Below are 19,717 nucleotides of genomic sequence, written 5' to 3'. Positions count from 1 at the left end.
CATTGTTTAAGACAATGACGCTTTTCCAACTCTTTCTGAGCAAGGCTCAAAGAGAGAAATTGGAGCGATACATCGGGTTCGAACCGATGACCTCAACCTTGGCAAGGTTGCGCTCTACCAACTGAGCTAGTATCGCAAACTGAAACGTCTTTCGTCGTTCAGGGCTGCGAATTATAAGAGCATTTTTTTGTGATGCAAGTCCTTCCTTCAAAAAAAATTAATTTTCTACTATTTTGATGGAAAAGCATGCAAAAAACGCATTTTTTAACCAAGTGTAACCATGACGCGTACCATAAAACCCGCTTTTACAATCAACTAGATACTAATAATTGTTTTACGGTAGTACTGCAATTCCGCAATCGACTCACGAATATCGTCCAGCGCTAAATGGCTACCTGTTTTTGAAAAGCCATCAAGAACCTCTGGTTTCCAACGACGAGTCAGCTCTTTCAAAGTGCTCACATCGATATAACGGTAATGAAAGTATTGCTCTAATTCAGGCATATGTTTGTAAAGGAAGCGACGATCTTGCCCAATACTATTCCCACAAATTGGCGATTTTCCTTTTGAGACCCATTTTTCTAAGAACGCGATCGTTTGATCAATTGCATCTTGCTCGGTGACTTGGCTCTCTTGAACTCGCTTAACTAAGCCGCTACCGGTATGCGTTGTCGTACACCACTCATCCATTTTCGCTAATTCATCATCAGATTGGTGAATAGCCAAAACAGGCCCTTCTGCTAGAATATTTAGTTCGCTATCGGTAACAATGGATGCAATTTCAATGATTTTATGAGTTTCAGGATCTAAGCCTGTCATCTCCAGATCGACCCAAATTAAGTTCTGATCGCTAAAGGACATAAGGGAGCTGCCTATTTGTTTAGGTATAAAAGAGGTACTATACCCAAATATGTATACTCAAACTAGGTTTAGCACGACCGAAATATCGTAGTGTCAATAACATAGCGTTGAGTACTCAATCATCAATTTAGATGTGTTAAGTGGAAAATTGTGGCTAAAAAGAAAAAGTTAACCAAAGGTCAAGTACGACGCGTACGCAGCAACCAGAATAAGCGACTTAAAAAAGAAGACTCTGTTCAGTGGGACGAAAACATGCTGGGCGGCACTAAACGTGGTTTAGTGATCACTCGCTTTGGGCAACATGCTGACATTGAAGATCTAGAAACCAATGAAGTTCACCGCTGTAACTTACGCCGTAGTATTGAAACTTTAGTGTCTGGCGACAAGGTCATTTGGCGCGCAGGTCTGGAATCAATGGCTGGTATTTCTGGTGTTGTTGAAGCCGTTGAGCCAAGAACATCAATGCTAACTCGCCCCGACTACTATGATGGCCTAAAGCCTGTTGCAGCAAACGTTGACCAAATGATCATTGTATCAGCCGTGTTACCAGAGCTATCCCTTAACATTATTGACCGCTACTTAATTGCATCAGAAACAGTAAACATAGCCCCACTTGTCGTACTTAATAAAGTCGACCTCCTAACAGAGAAGCAGATCGCTGAATACCAAGAAACATTAAAAGCTTATGAAAAAATTGGCTATAAAGTGCTTCTTGTCAGTAAAGAGTCTGGCTACGGCATTCCTGAGCTTGAAGCTGAACTTAAAGGCAGAATTAATATTTTCGTAGGTCAATCAGGCGTAGGTAAATCCAGTCTGGTTAACGCATTAATGCCAACTCTCGATATTGAAGAGGGCGTGGTTTCTGAAAACTCAGGGCTTGGTCAACATACTACGACGGCTGCTCGTTTATACCATTTTCCATCTGGTGGTGATTTAATTGACTCCCCTGGAGTTCGAGAGTTCGGTTTATGGCACCTTGAACCCGAAGAGATCACAGAAGCTTTCATCGAGTTCCGCCCATATTTAGGGGGATGCAAATTTAGAGATTGTACGCACATGGACGATCCAGGTTGCCTCCTAAGAGAAGCCGTAGAAAGCGGGAAAATAAGCAAGCTACGATTTGATAATTATCACCGCATCATCGAAAGCATGGGTGAAAACAAAGCGAATCGTCAGTATTCTCGTGGAAAAAAAGCTGACCTCTAAGACTAGAATATCGGTAAATAAGCACCATATTATGAACAACTGATACCACGCCTACTCATTGTAGGCTGGGCATCCTCTTTTAAAACCTAAACATAGAGCACTGGAAACTCGCACCATGGATAAAATCAAAGTTGGATTGCAATACTGTATTCCACAGCACGGGCTAACTCGCCTAGTCGGTAAAATTGCATCTGCAAAAGCAGGCGCTTTAACCACCGCGATTATTAATTGGTTTATTAAGCAATACAAAGTCAACATGGATGAAGCTCTGCACAGCGATCCTAAACATTTCAAAACGTTCAACGAATTTTTTGTCCGTGAGCTTAAAGAAGGCATGCGCCCAATCGCTGAAGGTGAAACGGTAATTTCTCACCCAGCAGATGCTCGCGTTAGTCAATTCGGACCAATTACTGACGGTCAGTTAATTCAAGCGAAAGGCCACAATTACTCAGCACAGGAGCTACTTGGCGGCGACGCTAACCTTGCTGAAGAGTTTAAAGATGGTGAATTTGCGACACTTTACTTATCGCCAAGCGATTACCACCGTGTTCACATGCCATGTGACGGTACGCTTCGCCAGATGATTTATGTTCCTGGCGACCTTTTCTCAGTCAATCCATTAACTGCAGAAAATGTTCCGAATCTATTTGCTCGTAACGAACGTGTTGTCTGTATCTTCGATACTGAATTCGGTCCTCTTGCTCAAGTTCTTGTAGGCGCAACCATTGTAGGAAGCATCGAACAAGTATGGGCGGGAACCATCACCCCTCCACGCGGTAATTCCGTTTACAAATGGGACTATCCATCACAAGGCAATACCGCTGTGAGCTTGAAGAAAGGTGAAGAAATGGGCCGCTTTAAACTTGGCTCTACTGTTATCAACCTTTTTGCTAAGGATTCGATTCAATTTGATGAATCAATGAAAAATGGTGAAGCGACCGTAATGGGTACCGCTTACGCACAGATTAAGAGTGCTGAAAATAAGACACAAGCGTAACCAACCATCCTTAACTCTCTTTAAAAAGTTGGTACTTCGGTATCAACTTTTTTATATCTATCGACAAAAGCATCAGTTCATTTTCTTGACCAAAGACAAACCTCTCACCGAAATATGCTACGAGTTTGTAAAAGTCATACTCCCGTCTAGGTACCTAAATCGTTGATAATTTATTCTATTTTGAGTTCATTTATTTATGAGGTTGGTCATCTATGCCGAAATTACGTTCAGGAGTGCTGTTGAAGCTGCTAGTCTGCTTTTCAATCCCCTTAGCTGTGCTCTTTATGCCAATAGATGCTATCCCTATCGACGACCTCACTTTAATTCAGCATCGACTACTCGCTATTTTCCTACTTGCCGCTCTTTTGTGGGTGCTTGAGCCTGTTCCCGTATTTGCCACCTCAATTCTCATTATCGCTTTAGAGCTAGTGATGATCTCAGACAAAGGGCTTCATCTTTTTAGATCGCCCCCTGCGGGACATGATCTTGGAGAGTTAATGAAATACACCGACATATTCAGTGCATTTTCGTCTCCTATTATTATTCTATTTATGGGGGGATTTGCTCTTGCGATTGCAGCCTCCAAATATGAACTCGACAACAACTTAGCCCGAGTGTTACTCAAACCTTTTGGTACCCAGCCTCGCTTTATTATGCTTGGGCTCATGTTGATCACTGCTGTCTTCTCTATGTTTATGTCCAATACCGCGACCACGGTTATGATGCTGGCGCTACTCGGCCCCATCGTCGCGTCTGCACCAAGAGGTGATTTAGGTATAAAAGCATTGGTTTTATGTATTCCGATTGCCGCGAATACAGGTGGCATAGCCACACCAATAGGAACCCCTCCAAACGCCATCGCTCTTCAATATTTAACCGGTGAAAACAGTATCGATTTCCTTTCATGGATGATGATGGGGCTACCTTTTGTCATTATCCAACTCACCATCGCTTGGTTTTTATTGCAGAAATTCTTTCCATCGTCAGAGAAAGAGATGATTTTAAAACTCGACGGAAAATTCAAGAAAAGTTGGCGCGCGATCGTCGTCTATGTCACCTTTGCGGCCACCATTATTCTATGGATGACGACTAAACTACATGGGATGAATACCTATGTGGTTTCTATTATCCCGCTAGCCGTATTTACGCTGACTGGGATCATGGGCAAAGAGGAGCTTAAGCAGATTAACTGGGATGTATTGTGGTTAGTTGCAGGTGGTATTGCTATCGGGATCGGTTTAGATAAAACAGGGCTAGCCGCAGCGCTTGCTCACGCTATTGATTATGAATCTCTTTCTCCAATGTCGGTGGTTTTCACCTTATCGATAATCTGTTGGTTAATGGCGAACTTCATGTCGAATACCGCCACCGCCAACTTATTAATGCCCATTGCTGCCGCGATTGGAGCATCAATGGAAAGCTTAGTCAGCATTGGTGGGTTGCAAGGTTTACTGGTTGTTGTCGCCTTCTCCGCGTCATTAGGGATGATCCTTCCGGTCTCTACGCCACCAAACTCTTTGGCTTATTCAACAGGACTTATCGAAAGTAAGGACATGGCAAAAACAGGTTTAATCATGGGCGTAATTGGCTTACTCATTGTTTATATTGCCGCCCTCGTTATTACCTAAATTATCAATAGTGAGATATACGTAGGCTTGAATGAGCATGTAACATTTATAAGCCTACATAACCGCGATTTTAATTTAATAGACAACTGTGATTTCGCTTCACATTTTATCCAACAAACCGCTTATAGGTTTGGATTTATTTGATTCTAAACACATTTTTTATACATCAATACAACGACACTACACGCGCGTCAATCACGCATCCACCAGCACCATGCATCATTTTGACTATCGATTTTCTAAGAGGGAGGAATAGACCTTGAGGCATACCATCAAATTTAAAATTCAAATCGCAATAGCGGTTATTATCGCCGTAGTTAGTGGCGCTCAAGCTTGGATTTCCGTCAATCAGCTCACCCAAGAGACTGAAGTTGCGATTAGCCAAGAAATGAAGAATGTAAGTGTAAGTACAACCAACTATATTGCCGATTGGCTCTCTATTCGTAGCGATATGATGGTTGCGAATGAACCAACCGTTTCTAGCAATGAAAATTCAGATCGCGAACTCCTCATCACCAAGCAAGCGGGGCAATTCTTATCTGTCTACGCCGGGTTTAGTGATGGCACTATCGCATACGGTGATAAGGGTGAAGATTGGCCAGCAGGCTACGACCCACGAACTCGCCCTTGGTATAAAGATGCAAATGCAGCGTCAGGGCTCATTATTACTGAACCTTATCAAGACTTTGATGGCAGCATTGTCATCAGTTTCGCCAAAGCATTTAACGGTGAACAAAAAGGTGTTCTCGCCGCTGACTTAACCGTGACGAGCATTATTGATGCCGTTCTTAACGTAAAACTTGATAACGATGGTTTTGCATTCTTGGTCGATGGTAACAACAACATCGTGGCTTACAGTGATGAAGAGTTAAGCCAAAAACCACTAACAAGTCTGAACCCTGAACTTACGGCAAGCAAAGTTTCACAACTGATTCAAAACCAAACGATCACGACTCTCGCTTGGCCTAAACAGAATGAGAAGATGATCTACATCGCCAATGTACCGAATACCGATTGGTCACTGGGTATTGTTATCGATAAAGAGATGGCGTTTTCTGCGGTATCTGATGCTATCCAGTTCATCGCGCTAACTTCATTTATTTTGTACATCGTCATTTCAATCGCAAGTACTATGGTCATCAACCGCTTGCTTTACCCATTACAAACATTATCTGAAGCTCTAACTCAACTCGCACAGGGCCGAGGCGATCTGACTCAGCGTATTGATATTACTCGCATGGATGAGATTGGAAAACTTGCCGAGCTTGTGAACCAGTTCTTAAGCCAAATGCAGAGCATGCTAAAAGGAGTCATTGAGCACAGCCATGACTTAAACAATCATGCCGAGCAAGCGAATCAACTGGCCACTCAATCTTCAATTCGAGTTGAAAACCAGCAAAACGATATCAATCAAATAGCAACGGCTATCCATGAGATGTCAGCAACGGCGGCAGAAGTAGCAAGCCACGCAGAATTAACCGCATCAGCGTCTCAAGCATCAGCAACCGCATGTAATGAAGGCCAAGAAGTGATTCAACAAAACCGCGATGCAATTACTGGTCTTGCAACTCAGGTAGAAGATGCCGCTAACGTTATTCGAGAACTAGAAAGTAACGCGCAAAGCATCAACCAGATCCTATCAACCATCCAAGGTATTGCTGAGCAGACCAACTTACTTGCATTAAATGCGGCAATCGAAGCGGCTCGCGCTGGTGAGCAAGGTCGAGGCTTTGCTGTAGTTGCTGATGAGGTACGAGTACTCAGCCAAAGAACGCACGGCTCAACAGAAGAGATCCGCGTTATGATTGATACTCTGCAGAAGAATACTGAACATGCCGTTGAAAGCATGACAACCAGTACTCAACTGGCAGAGAACAGCGTTGGCTTTGCTGAGCAAGCGCATGGCAGCTTAACCAAAATCACTCAAGCAATCACTGAAATCAATGATATGGCTCTACAAATCGCAAGTGCTGCCGAAGAGCAACGCGCGGTAAGTGAAGATATCAGCCGTAACACCCAAGGTATTAAAGATGCTTCTGACGATCTTGCCCATCAAGCAGAGAGTAGCCGTAATAGCTCGAACGATATGAGCAAAGCCGCTGAATCTATGCGTCAAGATGTGGAACGTTTTAAGGTATAACGCCCAAACGTACATCTTTTAATATCCGTAATACCGCTACCGAGACTGAAACAAAGCGATCCTTTTCATAAGAATCGCTTTGTTCTCAGCTCGGTTTCATGCATATTTATGAGCTAATTTATCCCAATCACAAGGATGTTGTTCACATGGGATTTGAATGGTTAGCGCTTGCAGCGGCTTTTCTATGGGCGATCTCAAGCCTATTATCTGTCTCTCCTGCTCGTCATCTTGGAACATTTGCCTATAGCCGTTGGCGTATGGGTTGCACCGCTTTAATTCTTTCATCCATGGCTTTTGCGACTGGAGGGTGGTCAAGCGTTGAACCTCACCTTATCACTCCAATGATGCTGTCAGGTTTAATTGGCATTTTTATCGGTGACACCGCTCTTTTCGCTTGTTTAAATCGAATGGGTCCAAGGCAAGCAGGGCTTCTATTCTCTTGCCATGCGGTCTTCTCTGCCATTTTAGGGTACTTCCTATTTAGCGAAACCATGCAAGGCACTGAGCTTGTTGGGGCCGTATTGGTTTTCTTAGGAGTCATCACCGCCATTTTCTTCGGAAAAAAAGCGAATACCCATGAACTGGAATCAATCAAAGGGAAGGTTTGGGTGGGCGTCGGATTAGGTCTTACCGCCGCGATATGCCAAGCTTTAGGGGGAATTATTGCTAAACCCGTCATGCAGACAAGTATCGATCCCGTTGCAGCATCTGCCATTCGTATGATCACCGCTTTTCTTGCCCACAGTCTATTCCGTCTCAGTGGCGCGAAGTTGGCTCGTCCAACAAACCCAATGACAGGAAAGATGCTAGGGATCACCGCTCTCAATGGCTTTTTAGCAATGGCCGTGGGTATGACTCTGATTTTGTATGCGCTACAAGAAGGAAACGTAGGAATGGTCGCCCTGCTCTCTTCTACCACACCTATCATGCTGTTGCCTCTTCTCTGGGTATATACAAAAAAAAGACCCAATCGATATGCGTGGTGCGGGGCGATTTTAGCCGTTGTCGGAACGGGAATATTGGTGAGCTAGAAATCGAATACTGAAAACAAAAAAAGCCAGAACACGCTAAGTGCAATGGCTTTAATCAGTCACTCTATATTGACCGATGACTAGGCTTTTGGGAACGGAAATGCCGTGACATCGTCAATGTGATCACAATTCAACGCGAGCATAATTAAGCGATCGATCCCCAGAGCAACGCCCGCACATGCTGGTAATCCAGCCTCCAGCGCCGCAATCAAGTGGTGATCGATAGGCTGTGGTGATAATCCCATCTCCACTCGTTTTTGATTATCCGCTTCAAACCGAGCCAATTGCTCTTTTGCATCATCAAGCTCATGAAAACCATTCGCAAGCTCAATACCTTTGAAATAGACTTCAAAACGATCGGCAACTCTCGGATCTTGCTTATTAATTCGAGCCAATGCCGCTTGTGACGCAGGGAAATCATACACAATGGCAGGAACTTGCAATCCAATTTTGTTTTCAACCCCAACGCTGAACAGAAGTTGCAGTAGTGTATCTCTATCCTCTTCTGGCTCCGCAATATCACTCAAGCCTAATTCATTCGCCACAACTTTAAGTTGCTGCATCGACGCTTCAAGTGGGCAAACCCCTAGAACCTGTAAAAATGCGTTCTGATACGTCATTTTCTCAGCAGCTTCACATTGAAGAACTTGCTGTAATAATGCGTCCATTTCAGCCATTAGATCATGATGATCAAATCCAACTCGATACCACTCCAACATCGTGAATTCAGGATTATGATAGCGACCATTCTCCTCATTACGGAATGCTTTTCCTATCTGGTAAATACAACCACTCCCAGCCGCCAGTAAGCGTTTCATATGAAATTCAGGACTGGTCATCAGATAAAGATGACTACCGTCAGCATAGCCAGGGCCAATAAAATCAGTTTGAAAAGTATGTAGGTGTACATCCGTTACGGTTGCATGACTAATCGCAGGTGTCTCAACTTCAAGAACCTGACGTTCTGCAAAAAACTGTCGAATTGAAGCCAGCAATAATGCACGTTGTTGTAATTTAGCTATTGAAGCGGAGGGTTGCCAATCTGAACCAATCATATCGAGTTACACATAAACAAAAGTTATGCGAATTCTAACGCTACCATCCAATAAATCCACAATTGAATGTGATTCAAATCACACAAAAAACAAATAGTATGCTTACGATTTCACTACCGAAGAAAAAACCTAGCAGCATCAATTTTTTGTTCACATGGCTCTTTTAGAATACCCACTACCACTTAAGGCTTATTATTAAAAAACTCGATAAGCAAGCCTTTTACTATAACAAGTGAGTTAATTTAAAACTCACATACACTGGAGGATAACTGTGAAGACTATCACCACAGATATCGCAGTCATCGGCGCTGGCGGCGCTGGTTTACGTACTGCAATCGCAGCCGCAGAAGCAAACCCTGACTTAGAGGTCGCTCTGATTTCTAAAGTTTACCCAATGCGCTCTCACACGGTGGCTGCAGAAGGTGGTTCAGCAGCAGTTATCAAGGAAGAAGACAGCCTAGACAATCACTTCAACGATACCGTTGGCGGTGGTGACTGGCTATGTGAACAGGATGTTGTTGAATACTTTGTAAAAAGTGCAACTCGTGAAATGGTTCAAATGGAACAATGGGGTTGCCCATGGAGTCGTAAAGAGAACGGCGACGTCAATGTACGCCGATTTGGAGGCATGAAAGTCGAAAGAACGTGGTTCGCAGCTGATAAAACTGGCTTCCACATGCTTCACACTCTATTCCAAACATCGATGAAATACGATCAAATTAACCGATTTGATGAATACTTCGTGGTTGACCTATTGGTTGAAGGCGGCGAAGTTCAAGGCCTTATCGCTATCCATATGTCGGAAGGTGAACTGGTTACGATCAAAGCAAAATCTGTTGTATTAGCAACAGGTGGCGCAGGTCGAGTTTACCACTGTAATACAAATGGTGGCATCGTAACGGGCGACGGCATGGCGATGGCTTATCGTCACGGCGTTCCACTGCGTGATATGGAATTTGTTCAATACCACCCAACTGGCTTACCAGGTACAGGCATCTTGATGACTGAAGGTTGTCGTGGTGAAGGCGGTATTATCGTCAACAAAAATGGTTACCGTTACCTACAAGATTACGGCATGGGACCAGAAACACCCGTTGGCGAGCCAAAGAACAAGTACATGGAACTTGGCCCACGAGACAAAGTATCTCAAGCATTCTGGCATGAGCAGCAAAAAGGCAACACAATCAAGCATGCACTAGGTGATGTTGTACACCTAGATCTTCGTCACCTAGGTGAAGATTACCTGCAAGAACGTCTACCATTCATTTGTGAATTGGCAAAAGCGTACGTTAACGTTGACCCAGCAAAAGAACCGATTCCAATTCGTCCTACCGTTCACTACACCATGGGTGGTATTGAAACTGACGGCCTATGTGAAACTCGCATTAAAGGTCTGTTTGCAGTAGGTGAATGTGCTTCAGTTGGTCTTCACGGTGCAAACCGTCTTGGCTCTAATTCTCTAGCAGAATTCGTTGTATTCGGTCGAGTTGCCGGTGAAAACGCCGTGAAACGTGCAGCAGAATTCAAAGGCTGGAACGATGAGTCTATCGCTAAGCAAGTAAAAGCGGTTGAAGATCGTATTGCAGGTTTGATGAATCAAGAAGGCGACGAAAACTGGGCAACAATCCGTACTGAAATGGGACACACCATGGAAGCGGGTTGTGGTATCTACCGTCAAGAAGATTTAATGCAAGCGACGATCGATAAGATCAGCGAGCTAAAAGAACGTTACAAACGCATCAGCATTAAAGATAAAGGCAAAGTATTCAATACTGACCTTCTTTATGCAATTGAAGTGGGATACGGCCTTGAAGTGGCAGAAGCAATGGCATGTTCAGCAATCCTTCGTAAAGAGTCTCGTGGTGCACACCAACGTCTAGATGAAGGTTGCACAGAACGTGATGATGTTAACTTCCTCAAGCACTCTTTAGCATTCTACCAAGAAGACGCTGCACCAACGATCGATTACAGCGGTGTAACTATTACTAAATCGCAACCAAAAGCACGTCTGTATGGTGAAGCTGCCGAGAAAGCCGCAGCTGAAGAAGCGAAAGCAAACCAAGAACAGTCTGCCGAGGAGCAAAAATAATGTCAGCAAATCGTATCCAAAAAGTAGACATTCTGCGCTACGACCCTGAAAAAGATAACGAACCGTACATGCAATCTTTTGATGTACCGTTTGATGAAACCATGTCAGTGCTTGATGCAATTGGCTATATCAAAGACAACCTAGACAAAGACCTATCTTACCGTTGGTCTTGTCGTATGGCGATTTGTGGCTCTTGCGGCATCATGGTGAACAACGTTCCAAAATTAGCATGTAAGAGCTTCCTACGTGATTATCCAGATGGCGTAACCATTGAGCCTCTAGCAAACTTTGCTATTGAGAAAGATTTAATCGTTGATATGACGCCATTTATTGAGCGTTTAGAAGCAATTAAGCCTTACATCATTGGTAATGACCGCACTGTAGAAGATGGTCCAAATAACCAAACGCCTGCGCAAATGGCGAAATACAAACAGTTCGCTGGCTGTATTAACTGTGGTCTGTGCTACGCAGCATGTCCGCAATTTGGTTTAAACCCTGAATTCATCGGCCCTGCGGCATTAACGATGGCTCACCGTTACAACCTTGATAGCCGTGATAACGGTAAAGCTGAACGTATGAAGCTTATCAATGGTGAAAACGGTGCTTGGGGTTGTACTTTCGTCGGTTACTGTTCTGAAGTTTGTCCGAAGAACGTTGATCCTGCGGCAGCGGTAAACCAAGGCAAAATCGAATCTTCAATGGATTTCGTGATCGCAATGCTTAAACCTGATGGCCAACCAACATCAGTAGAAACAAGCAAAGAGGACGCATAAGATGACTAATCGTAAGCCTTATGTTCGTGAAATGAAGCGCACGTGGTGGAAATCTAGCTCTTTCTACCGTTTTTACATGATGCGTGAAGCCACTGTATTACCTTTGATCCTATTTACTCTGTTCCTGACCTTTGGTTTAGGTAGCTTAGTAAAAGGCCCTGAAGCATGGGATACGTGGTTAGGTTTTATGGCAAACCCAATTGTTGTGGCGATTAACATCGTCGCTCTATTAGGTAGCCTATTACACGCGCAAACCTTCTTCAGCATGATGCCTCAAGTAATGCCTATTCGCATAAAAGGCAAACTTGTCGATAAGAAGATTATCGTTCTAACTCAGTGGGCCGCTGTTGCGTTCATTTCACTGATTGTTCTCATTGTGGTTTAAGGAGCTGAGTGTGTCTAACAATTATCAGGTAAATAAAAACCCAAAACGTTCAGATGAACCAGTATGGTGGGGCTTGTTTGGCGCTGGCGGTTCATGGTTTGCAATGATCACACCAGTGACTATTTTGGTTCTTGGTATCCTTGCTCCTCTGGGTATTATTGATGCTGAAGCGATGAGCTACGAACGTGTATCTGAATTTGCAACGAGCATCATCGGCGCTCTATTCATTATCGGTACTCTAGCGTTGCCAATGTGGCATGCAATGCACCGCGTACATCACGGTATGCACGATCTTAAGATTCATGCAGGTGTTGCAGGCAAAATTGCTTGTTACTTCTTTGCTGGCTTAATCTCAGCATTAGCGGTTATTTTCATCTTCATGATCTAATTCATAGATAGAAAATCAAAGAGCTCAGTCATTCGTTACTGGGCTCTTTTTTTATCCATTTTCCGGATAACTATAGGTTTCAGATAAAAAAGTACAGATAACAAAAATGTTTCAGGTAACAAAAAAGGCCACCGAAGTGACCTTTATGCTTAGTAACCTTACTTAAAGAAGATTACTTCACACGACCAACGTATTCACCGCTACGAGTGTCAACTTTAACGACTTCGCCAATCGCAATGAATAGAGGAACACGAACAACAGCACCTGTTGCAAGCGTAGCTGGTTTACCACCAGTACCTTGAGTGTCGCCCTTTAGGCCAGGATCAGTTTCTGTTACTTCGATTTCAACAAAGTTTGGTGGAGTAACCGTGATAGGGTTATCATTCCACAATGTTAGAGTACAAACATCGTTTTCAACCAACCATTTAGTCATATCACCCACAGCTTTTACATCAGCGGCGATTTGTTCAAATGTGTCATTGTCCATAAAGTGGTAGAATTCGCCATCGTTGTATAGGTAAGCTAATTCGATATCAACAACATCAGCAAGCTCGAAGCTTTCACCTGATTTGAATGTTTTCTCTAACACTTTGCCTGACAGCAGTTTACGAAGTTTTACACGGTTAAACGCTTGGCCTTTACCTGGCTTAACGTATTCATTGTCGATAATTGAGCAAGGCTCGTTATCTAACATGAACTTTAAACCGCCTTTGAATTCATTGGTGCTTACTGTCGCCATGATTATATCTTCCACATCTTTGAGTTAATTTCAATGCCGCATATAATAACCCGAAAAGCCGAATCTGTTGAGCAAAACTGGCTCAAACAGCTATCGAATGCGATCTCAGACCCCGCAAAACTCCTAGAACAGCTAGAAATTGACCCTCTGCATTGGAAAAAAGGCTTCGAAGCGAAACATTTATTTGCTCAACGTGTGCCACAAAGCTTCATTGATCGTATGGAAACAGGCAACCCTCACGATCCATTGCTACGCCAAGTGCTTCCTCTAAGCGAAGAGTTTGAAGTTCACCCTGGCTACTCCACAGATCCACTGGAAGAGCAAGGCAACGAAACACCAGGGTTACTGCATAAATATAAGAATCGAGCATTAATGATAGTGAAAGGTGGCTGCGCCGTTAATTGTCGCTACTGCTTCCGTCGCCATTTTCCCTATCAAGAAAACAAAGGCAGCAAACAAGTTTGGCAGCAGAGCCTTAGCTATATTGCTCAGCAACCTGAGATCAATGAAATCATATTGTCAGGTGGCGATCCTCTCATGGCGAAAGATCACGAACTTGAATGGTTAGTGGCCGAAATAGAAAAGATTCCTCACGTCAAACGTCTGCGTATTCATAGTCGATTACCGGTGGTGATTCCCGCTAGAATTACTGATGAGCTATGCTCCATACTCAAACAGACATCGCTACAGACGATCCTAGTTACGCATATCAACCACGCCAACGAGATCAACGCTGAGCTAAAAGGAAGGCTCGCGAAACTCAAAGCAGCCAATGTCACTCTTCTCAACCAAGGAGTCATGCTAAAAGGTGTCAACGACTCAGCATCAGCACAAGTCAACTTAAGCAATACCCTATTTGATACTGGTATATTGCCATACTACCTGCATGTATTAGACAAAGTTCAAGGCGCTGCTCATTTTTATATCTCAGATAATGAGGCGAAAAAAATAATGGCAGAAGTGATGGAGCAAGTGTCTGGCTACCTAGTGCCAAAGCTCACACGGGAGATAGGAGGAAGAAAAAGCAAAACACCACTCGATCTGCATTTAGAGTAAGTCGATATTTTTATCGTCACTACTAATTTTCTGATTCGATTAGCTATACTTTTCCATGCATACTCCGCAATTTAGGAGCTGACCATGCAACCCATCGTTTCAGTTTTAGATCTTGGCCCGTTTAGTTGGTCAGCTTTAATGTGTTGTGCGATAAACGGAGTACTCATTGGGGTTGAAAGACAAACTCGTGGTAAACCCGTAGGAATAAGAACATCGATACTCATTATAGCTGGCACCTACTTCTTCATGTCGATGGCGATATCTTTATCACCGAACACACTTGATCAAGCGAGAGTACTAGGCCAAATTATTACTGGCGTCGGTTTCTTAGGCGCGGGAGTAATGATGACACTCGATGGGAAAATACATGGCGTGACATCTGCCGCTATCATTTGGATGCTGGCCGCGCTTGGCATGATGATAGGTCTAGGTTACTTACAGCAATCTGTCGTGATCACTCTATTAGCGCTTTCCGTTCTTTTAGGTGTTGATAAAGCCGAGAACTCCTTTAAAAGCTTACGCCGAGGCGTACACCAAAAGTTTCGCCAAAGACCAGTACCGCCCAATAAAAAATAAACCCAACAAGCCGTAATCAAAAAAGCCCAGACACACAACGCGCGTCTGGGCTTATCTATTCGTATCAAGAAACATTTCGTATCAAGAGGCATCTGAAATTTGACTTCAAACGCCCTAATATTTCAATTACTTCGCAAAGTTAATGATTGGGAAGCACTTAAAGAAGCCATTGTCAGCACAGTTGATCAAGCCAACTTGAACGCCTTCTATTTTCGCCGTTTTATTGAAGAAGCCAAGTTGGACAGTTGATGCATCAGAGAAGTTTGCCGCACCAAAATCAACCAAAGTGTTACCTTCTGAATAGTTCACAAAACTCACGTTAGCGCCTTTCACATTATTAGTAATGTTCACAGCACCAATGTTCGCTCCCGTCATATCACCGCCCATCCAGTTAAAGAAACCCAACGACGCACCCGTCATCTCTTGGTTAACTTTAGCCGCACCAAAGAAACCTAAGTTAACACCCGTAGTTTTCTGAGTTTCCGACATACCAATTATTGCGATATCAAGGCCTTTTACTTCATCAACTTGACCATGAAGCGCTGCAACACGAACACCTTTTACACTGGTGTTTGATGGTGCATTAAAGTCATTGATTGATGAGAACATGACAGGCGCACTATCAGCAAGAGCAATAGGAGAAGCGACTGCTGCCGATACAGCAAGAACTGAAAGTAGTTTATTCATGATAAAAATCTCCACTGGCTATAGTTAGCCCTATTTATTTAAGGCTTTATTTTATATGTATTATCAATCACTAATGTTAATACCAAGTCATGATTGATCGTTGAGGTAAGTACTCAAAAACCACGCTAGATGTGCAACTTACCACTTATATAACTATAGCCCTTATCATTGTAAGTGCAGACTTTTTAAACGCGCACAACAAAACCGCAAGCAATAAAAAAGCCGAAGGCATGAACCTTCGGCTTTCGAATCAAGACAGGAAGTCTGTCGGCTTACATCATGCCGCCCATTCCACCCATACCGCCCATGCCACCCATATCAGGCATTGCAGCAGCAGAATCTTGAGGCTTATCTGTTACCATCGCTTCTGTTGTGATCATAAGACCCGCAACTGATGCTGCGAACTGAAGTGCAGAACGCGTTACTTTAGTTGGGTCAAGAATACCCATTGCGATCATATCACCGTATTCGCCCGTTGCCGCGTTATAACCGTAGTTACCTTCGCCAGCGCGAACGTTGTTAGCAACAACAGAGTCTTCTTCACCTGCATTCTTAGTGATTTGGCGGATAGGAGATTCCATCGCACGAAGTGCTACGCGGATACCCACATTTTGCTCTTCGTTATCACCAACAAGGTCAGCAACTTTAGATGCAGCGCGGATAAGTGCAACACCACCACCAGCAACCACACCTTCTTCAACCGCTGCGCGAGTTGCGTGAAGTGCATCTTCTACGCGGTCTTTCTTCTCTTTCATCTCAACTTCAGTTGCTGCGCCAACTTTGATTACTGCAACACCGCCAGCTAGTTTCGCTACGCGCTCTTGAAGTTTCTCTTTGTCGTAGTCTGAAGTTGCATCTTCAACTTGTTGACGAATTTGAGCAACACGACCTTGGATCATCACTTCTTCACCAGCGCCATCAATGATCGTTGATGTCTCTTTAGTGATAGAGATACGTTTTGCTTGACCAAGATCTTCTAGCGTTACTTTTTCAAGATCTAGACCGATCTCTTCAGAAATAACCGTACCACCAGTAAGAATAGCGATATCTTGAAGCATTGCTTTACGACGGTCACCGAAACCAGGCGCTTTAACAGCAGCCACTTTCACGATGCCACGCATGTTGTTCACAACAAGAGTTGCAAGCGCTTCGCCTTCTACATCTTCAGCAAGAATAAGAAGTGGACGAGACGCTTTTGCTACTGCTTCTAGTGTTGGAAGTAGTTCACGGATGTTCGATACTTTCTTATCAATAAGAAGAACGAATGGACTTTCTAGATCAACACTGCCCGCTTCTTGGTTATTGATGAAGTAAGGAGATAGGTAACCACGGTCGAACTGCATACCTTCAACAACGTCTAGCTCATCTTGTAGAGCTTGACCTTCTTCAACAGTGATAACGCCATCACGGCCTACTTTTTCCATTGCTTCAGCAATCAGGTTGCCCACAGTAGAATCAGAGTTAGCAGAGATAGTACCTACTTGTGCGATAGCTTTAGTATCTTCACATGGCACAGATAGCTCTTTTAGTGCTTCAACAGCAGCCACAACCGCTTTGTCGATACCACGTTTAAGATCCATTGGGTTCATGCCAGCGGCAACGGCTTTAAGACCTTCAGCAATGATTGATTGTGCAAGTACTGTTGCAGTTGTTGTACCGTCACCCGCCGCGTCATTCGCTTGCGAAGCAACTTCTTTAACCATTTGTGCGCCCATGTTTTGGAACTTATCTTCAAGTTCGATTTCACGAGCAACAGAAACACCATCTTTAGTGATGGTTGGAGCACCAAATGATTTGTCTAGTACAACGTTACGGCCTTTAGGACCTAATGTTACTTTTACCGCGTCAGCCAGAACGTTTACACCTTCTAGCATTTTGATTCGTGCGTCGTTACCAAATTTAACGTCTTTAGCAGCCATCTTTATTTTCCTTTTTAAATCTGTTTTTATCTAATTAGTAGAATTCGAAAAACGAATTACTCAACGAGTGCTGGTTATTCAACAATAGCCATGATGTCGTTTTCAGACATGATCAACACTTCTTTGCCGTCGATTTTTTCAGATTTAGTGCTGTAGCCTTCTGCAAAAATAACGCTATCACCAACTTTAACATCCAGTGGTTGAACTGAGCCATTTTCTAAAATGCGGCCTTTGCCTACCGCTAGAATAATACCGCGAGTTGATTTCTCAACAGCAGCACCAGTTAGCACGATGCCACCAGCAGATTTTGATTCAACTTCTTGGCGTTCAACGATTACGCGATCGTGTAAAGGACGAATGTTCATTGGTCGTCTCTCCTGATTGAGGTTAATTTGATGAATGTCGATTTGTCGACTAGTGAATATTAAGTGGGGTGCGATCCCTGATAACCCAAGGGGTCGGCAATTAAAAAGTGTGATTAATATAACGAAATAGATCAAAGTTTTAATCGTATTGAATAAGGAATCCACGCAAGAGAGATTTCGAGCTCTTCCCGCCGACTTTAAGAGTGAATAGATAAGAGCTTGATGAGTGTTTAAATAAGCGCGGTGCATTCTATAATCTCCACTTTGTATCCTGTATCCTACTCACTTCCCAGAGACACGTTGTCATAACGCTCATTTTTTCATAACGCTAATTGTCATAAAACTAATAGCCATAAAGCTAATTGTCTTAAAACTTATAGCAACGAGCTAACTGGCTACAGAGCGGATTTCCATAGAGTAAAGGTTATTCATGCAAGATAAGCACGGCTTACTGACCGCCCCTATCACCAATGTGCTGCGCCAAATGACCATCCCGATGATTTTCGGCTTGGTGGCGATCTTGATGTTTAACTTAGTGGATACTTTCTTTATCTCGTTACTCGGTACTCAAGCGCTCGCGGCGATCAGTTTTACTTTTCCCGTCACGTTTGGTGTGAACTGCATCACCATGGGTATCGGGATTGGGTTATCGACAAGCATTGGTCGTCTACTTGGACAGGGCGATGCACACTCTGCGGCTCGATTTACTAGCCACGGTTTATTACTTGCGGTGTTACTTGTCGCGCTAACGTCAACGCTCGGTTTTTTCACCATTGAACCTCTGTTCTTAATGCTTGGTGCAGAGCAAGAGCTGATCCCTCTGATTGAGCAATATATGCAGGTTTGGTATCTCACCATCCCATTGCTAGTGATCCCTATGGCGGGCAATAGCGCCATTCGTGCCACTGGAGATACCAAAACCCCCGCCAAAATCATGATGCTCGCTGGACTTATCAACGGAATTCTCGACCCATTGCTTATTTTTGGTTATGGCCCATTCCCTGAACTTGGGATTCAAGGTGCAGCGATTGCAAGTGCTTTCAGTTGGTTTGGAGCGTTAGGGGGATCATTCTATGTTCTGATTCTGCGTGAAAAACTGCTGGCTCCCCCTCGCTTATCAACTATGTTCAATGATTGGAAGTTAATCCTAAAAGTCGGCACGCCTGCGGCTCTATCGAGTGCAATGAATCCTCTTTGTGGTGCTATCTTGATGATGCTGCTTGCGAGTCATGGTACAGCAGCTGTCGCGGCTTATGGCGCAGCACAACGAATTGAATCTATCTTAATTATCGTATTAATGGCGCTCACTTCCGCCCTCACCCCTTTTATGGCTCAAAATCTAGGGGCCAAGAAACCACAACGTAGTTTCAATGCTCTTTTCCTGAGTATGCGTTTTTCAATTGTTTTCCAACTGATCATTTTTGTCATGATGGTGCCGCTTAGCATTCCACTTTCCGCTCTGTTTTCTCAAGAGCAAAGCGTGAGAGATTTACTGTGGCACTACCTTTTAGTCGTGCCTTTTAGCTACGGTTTTCAGGGGATTTTGATGATGTTAGTGAGCGGGTTAAATGCGATGCATCAACCGATGAAAGCATTTCGTTGGAGCTTCATGCGTCTGTTTGTATTCACTCTACCAACCGCATGGGTCGGGAGTTTACTCTACGGTATTGAAGGCTTATTTATAGGTATCGCTCTGGGGAATGTACTTGGTGGCGTTTGCGGTTATCTCTATGCATTGAAGCTAAGAAGAGAGGAGCATGGTATCGAGACTCATCACGCTTAATGTCACTGTAGGGTGTCGAGATAGAGTTTCAGTATCGGG

At 43.7% G+C, this 19,717-nt stretch carries 18 protein-coding genes and 1 tRNA gene; 12 read left to right on the top strand and 7 right to left on the bottom strand.

What is annotated here, in order from left to right; translation table 11 throughout:
• Positions 1-60 precede the first annotated feature (60 nt).
• Positions 61-136: transfer RNA gene (locus tag FCV43_RS15475), tRNA-Gly, on the bottom strand.
• A 179-nt stretch (positions 137-315) separates the two neighbouring features.
• Entirely contained in the window at positions 316-861 is a 546-nt protein-coding gene (gene orn, locus FCV43_RS15470; RefSeq protein WP_017053394.1) for an oligoribonuclease, read from the bottom strand.
• Between the two features lie 150 nt (positions 862-1,011).
• Between orn and rsgA the strand changes: the two genes are divergently transcribed.
• From rsgA to FCV43_RS15445, 5 genes are all read left to right on the top strand, one after another.
• Complete coding sequence (gene rsgA, locus FCV43_RS15465) at positions 1,012-2,067, top strand: small ribosomal subunit biogenesis GTPase RsgA (protein WP_136995692.1); 1,056 nt, start codon at positions 1,012-1,014, stop codon at positions 2,065-2,067.
• Between the two features lie 115 nt (positions 2,068-2,182).
• The gene (gene asd, locus FCV43_RS15460) at positions 2,183-3,064 is read left to right on the top strand and encodes an archaetidylserine decarboxylase (protein ID WP_136995691.1); all 882 of its coding nucleotides are present in this window, start codon (positions 2,183-2,185) and stop codon (positions 3,062-3,064) included.
• 212 nt (positions 3,065-3,276) lie between these two features.
• Positions 3,277-4,692: an SLC13 family permease gene (locus FCV43_RS15455; RefSeq protein WP_136995690.1), complete on the top strand. Its 1,416-nt coding sequence runs from the start codon at positions 3,277-3,279 to the stop codon at positions 4,690-4,692.
• A 259-nt stretch (positions 4,693-4,951) separates the two neighbouring features.
• On the top strand, positions 4,952-6,832 hold the full coding sequence (locus tag FCV43_RS15450) for a methyl-accepting chemotaxis protein (protein WP_136995689.1): 1,881 nt from the start codon (positions 4,952-4,954) through the stop codon (positions 6,830-6,832).
• Positions 6,833-6,978: 146 nt separating this feature from the next.
• On the top strand, positions 6,979-7,863 hold the full coding sequence (locus FCV43_RS15445) for a DMT family transporter (RefSeq protein WP_136995688.1): 885 nt from the start codon (positions 6,979-6,981) through the stop codon (positions 7,861-7,863).
• Positions 7,864-7,943: 80 nt separating this feature from the next.
• On the opposite strand, the gene epmA is transcribed toward FCV43_RS15445, so the two are convergent.
• Positions 7,944-8,915, bottom strand: coding sequence for an elongation factor P--(R)-beta-lysine ligase (gene epmA, locus FCV43_RS15440; RefSeq protein WP_136995693.1), 972 nt, complete (start codon positions 8,913-8,915; stop codon positions 7,944-7,946).
• A 274-nt stretch (positions 8,916-9,189) separates the two neighbouring features.
• Here epmA and frdA point away from each other — a divergent pair, with 274 nt between their 5' ends.
• The 4 genes from frdA to frdD are packed head-to-tail and all read left to right on the top strand — an operon-like array spanning position 9,190 to position 12,553.
• Positions 9,190-11,007, top strand: a complete 1,818-nt coding sequence (gene frdA / locus FCV43_RS15435; protein WP_017053387.1) for a fumarate reductase (quinol) flavoprotein subunit — start codon at positions 9,190-9,192, stop codon at positions 11,005-11,007.
• Positions 11,007-11,780 (top strand): succinate dehydrogenase/fumarate reductase iron-sulfur subunit, encoded by a 774-nt coding sequence (locus FCV43_RS15430; protein ID WP_136995687.1) that lies wholly within the window; start codon positions 11,007-11,009, stop codon positions 11,778-11,780. Before frdA ends, FCV43_RS15430 begins: the two co-directional genes overlap by 1 nt.
• 1 nt (position 11,781) lies before the next feature.
• On the top strand, positions 11,782-12,165 hold the full coding sequence (frdC, locus tag FCV43_RS15425) for a fumarate reductase subunit FrdC (RefSeq protein WP_017053385.1): 384 nt from the start codon (positions 11,782-11,784) through the stop codon (positions 12,163-12,165).
• A gap of 10 nt (positions 12,166-12,175) precedes the next feature.
• Positions 12,176-12,553: a fumarate reductase subunit FrdD gene (frdD, locus tag FCV43_RS15420; RefSeq protein ID WP_017053384.1), complete on the top strand. Its 378-nt coding sequence runs from the start codon at positions 12,176-12,178 to the stop codon at positions 12,551-12,553.
• A 172-nt stretch (positions 12,554-12,725) separates the two neighbouring features.
• On the opposite strand, the gene efp is transcribed toward frdD, so the two are convergent.
• Positions 12,726-13,292: an elongation factor P gene (gene efp / locus FCV43_RS15415; RefSeq protein ID WP_017053383.1), complete on the bottom strand. Its 567-nt coding sequence runs from the start codon at positions 13,290-13,292 to the stop codon at positions 12,726-12,728.
• Positions 13,293-13,325: 33 nt separating this feature from the next.
• On the opposite strand from efp, the gene epmB reads away from it, so the two are divergent.
• Together epmB and FCV43_RS15405 are read left to right on the top strand one after the other, a co-directional pair.
• The gene (epmB, locus tag FCV43_RS15410) at positions 13,326-14,348 is read left to right on the top strand and encodes an EF-P beta-lysylation protein EpmB (RefSeq protein ID WP_136995686.1); all 1,023 of its coding nucleotides are present in this window, start codon (positions 13,326-13,328) and stop codon (positions 14,346-14,348) included.
• Positions 14,349-14,432: 84 nt separating this feature from the next.
• Positions 14,433-14,924 carry an MgtC/SapB family protein gene (locus FCV43_RS15405; RefSeq protein WP_113798996.1) on the top strand — a complete coding sequence of 164 codons (492 nt, stop codon included), beginning with the start codon at positions 14,433-14,435 and terminating at the stop codon, positions 14,922-14,924.
• A gap of 126 nt (positions 14,925-15,050) precedes the next feature.
• Here FCV43_RS15405 and FCV43_RS15400 read toward each other — a convergent pair whose 3' ends face one another.
• The 3 genes from FCV43_RS15400 to FCV43_RS15390 form a co-directional block, all read right to left on the bottom strand.
• Entirely contained in the window at positions 15,051-15,611 is a 561-nt protein-coding gene (locus FCV43_RS15400) for a VC2662 family protein (RefSeq protein WP_017053380.1), read from the bottom strand.
• Between the two features lie 272 nt (positions 15,612-15,883).
• Complete coding sequence (groL, locus tag FCV43_RS15395; RefSeq protein WP_017053379.1) at positions 15,884-17,530, bottom strand: chaperonin GroEL; 1,647 nt, start codon at positions 17,528-17,530, stop codon at positions 15,884-15,886.
• 74 nt (positions 17,531-17,604) lie between these two features.
• Entirely contained in the window at positions 17,605-17,895 is a 291-nt protein-coding gene (locus FCV43_RS15390; protein ID WP_017053378.1) for a co-chaperone GroES, read from the bottom strand.
• A 430-nt stretch (positions 17,896-18,325) separates the two neighbouring features.
• Between FCV43_RS15390 and FCV43_RS15385 the strand changes: the two genes are divergently transcribed.
• Positions 18,326-19,678, top strand: a complete 1,353-nt coding sequence (locus FCV43_RS15385; protein ID WP_136995685.1) for an MATE family efflux transporter — start codon at positions 18,326-18,328, stop codon at positions 19,676-19,678.
• Positions 19,679-19,717 lie beyond the last annotated feature (39 nt).

Origin of the sequence: Vibrio genomosp. F6 (assembly GCF_005146325.1) — a bacterium.
GTDB classification, from domain to species: domain Bacteria; phylum Pseudomonadota; class Gammaproteobacteria; order Enterobacterales; family Vibrionaceae; genus Vibrio; species Vibrio cortegadensis.
This window is presented reverse-complemented; position numbering and strand designations above follow the sequence as displayed.

Excerpts from the sequence above, each read along its gene's own strand:
- orn (WP_017053394.1), bottom strand. The coding sequence starts at position 861 with ATGTCCTTTAGCGATCAGAACTTAATTTGGGTCGATCTGGAGATGACA.
- asd (WP_136995691.1), top strand. The coding sequence starts at position 2,183 with ATGGATAAAATCAAAGTTGGATTGCAATACTGTATTCCACAGCACGGG.
- FCV43_RS15455 (WP_136995690.1), top strand. The coding sequence starts at position 3,277 with ATGCCGAAATTACGTTCAGGAGTGCTGTTGAAGCTGCTAGTCTGCTTT.
- FCV43_RS15445 (WP_136995688.1), top strand. The coding sequence starts at position 6,979 with ATGGGATTTGAATGGTTAGCGCTTGCAGCGGCTTTTCTATGGGCGATC.
- FCV43_RS15430 (WP_136995687.1), top strand. The coding sequence starts at position 11,007 with ATGTCAGCAAATCGTATCCAAAAAGTAGACATTCTGCGCTACGACCCT.
- frdC (WP_017053385.1), top strand. The coding sequence starts at position 11,782 with ATGACTAATCGTAAGCCTTATGTTCGTGAAATGAAGCGCACGTGGTGG.
- efp (WP_017053383.1), bottom strand. The coding sequence starts at position 13,292 with ATGGCGACAGTAAGCACCAATGAATTCAAAGGCGGTTTAAAGTTCATG.
- epmB (WP_136995686.1), top strand. The coding sequence starts at position 13,326 with ATGCCGCATATAATAACCCGAAAAGCCGAATCTGTTGAGCAAAACTGG.
- FCV43_RS15405 (WP_113798996.1), top strand. The coding sequence starts at position 14,433 with ATGCAACCCATCGTTTCAGTTTTAGATCTTGGCCCGTTTAGTTGGTCA.
- FCV43_RS15400 (WP_017053380.1), bottom strand. The coding sequence starts at position 15,611 with ATGAATAAACTACTTTCAGTTCTTGCTGTATCGGCAGCAGTCGCTTCT.
- groL (WP_017053379.1), bottom strand. The coding sequence starts at position 17,530 with ATGGCTGCTAAAGACGTTAAATTTGGTAACGACGCACGAATCAAAATG.
- FCV43_RS15390 (WP_017053378.1), bottom strand. The coding sequence starts at position 17,895 with ATGAACATTCGTCCTTTACACGATCGCGTAATCGTTGAACGCCAAGAA.
- FCV43_RS15385 (WP_136995685.1), top strand. The coding sequence starts at position 18,326 with ATGCAAGATAAGCACGGCTTACTGACCGCCCCTATCACCAATGTGCTG.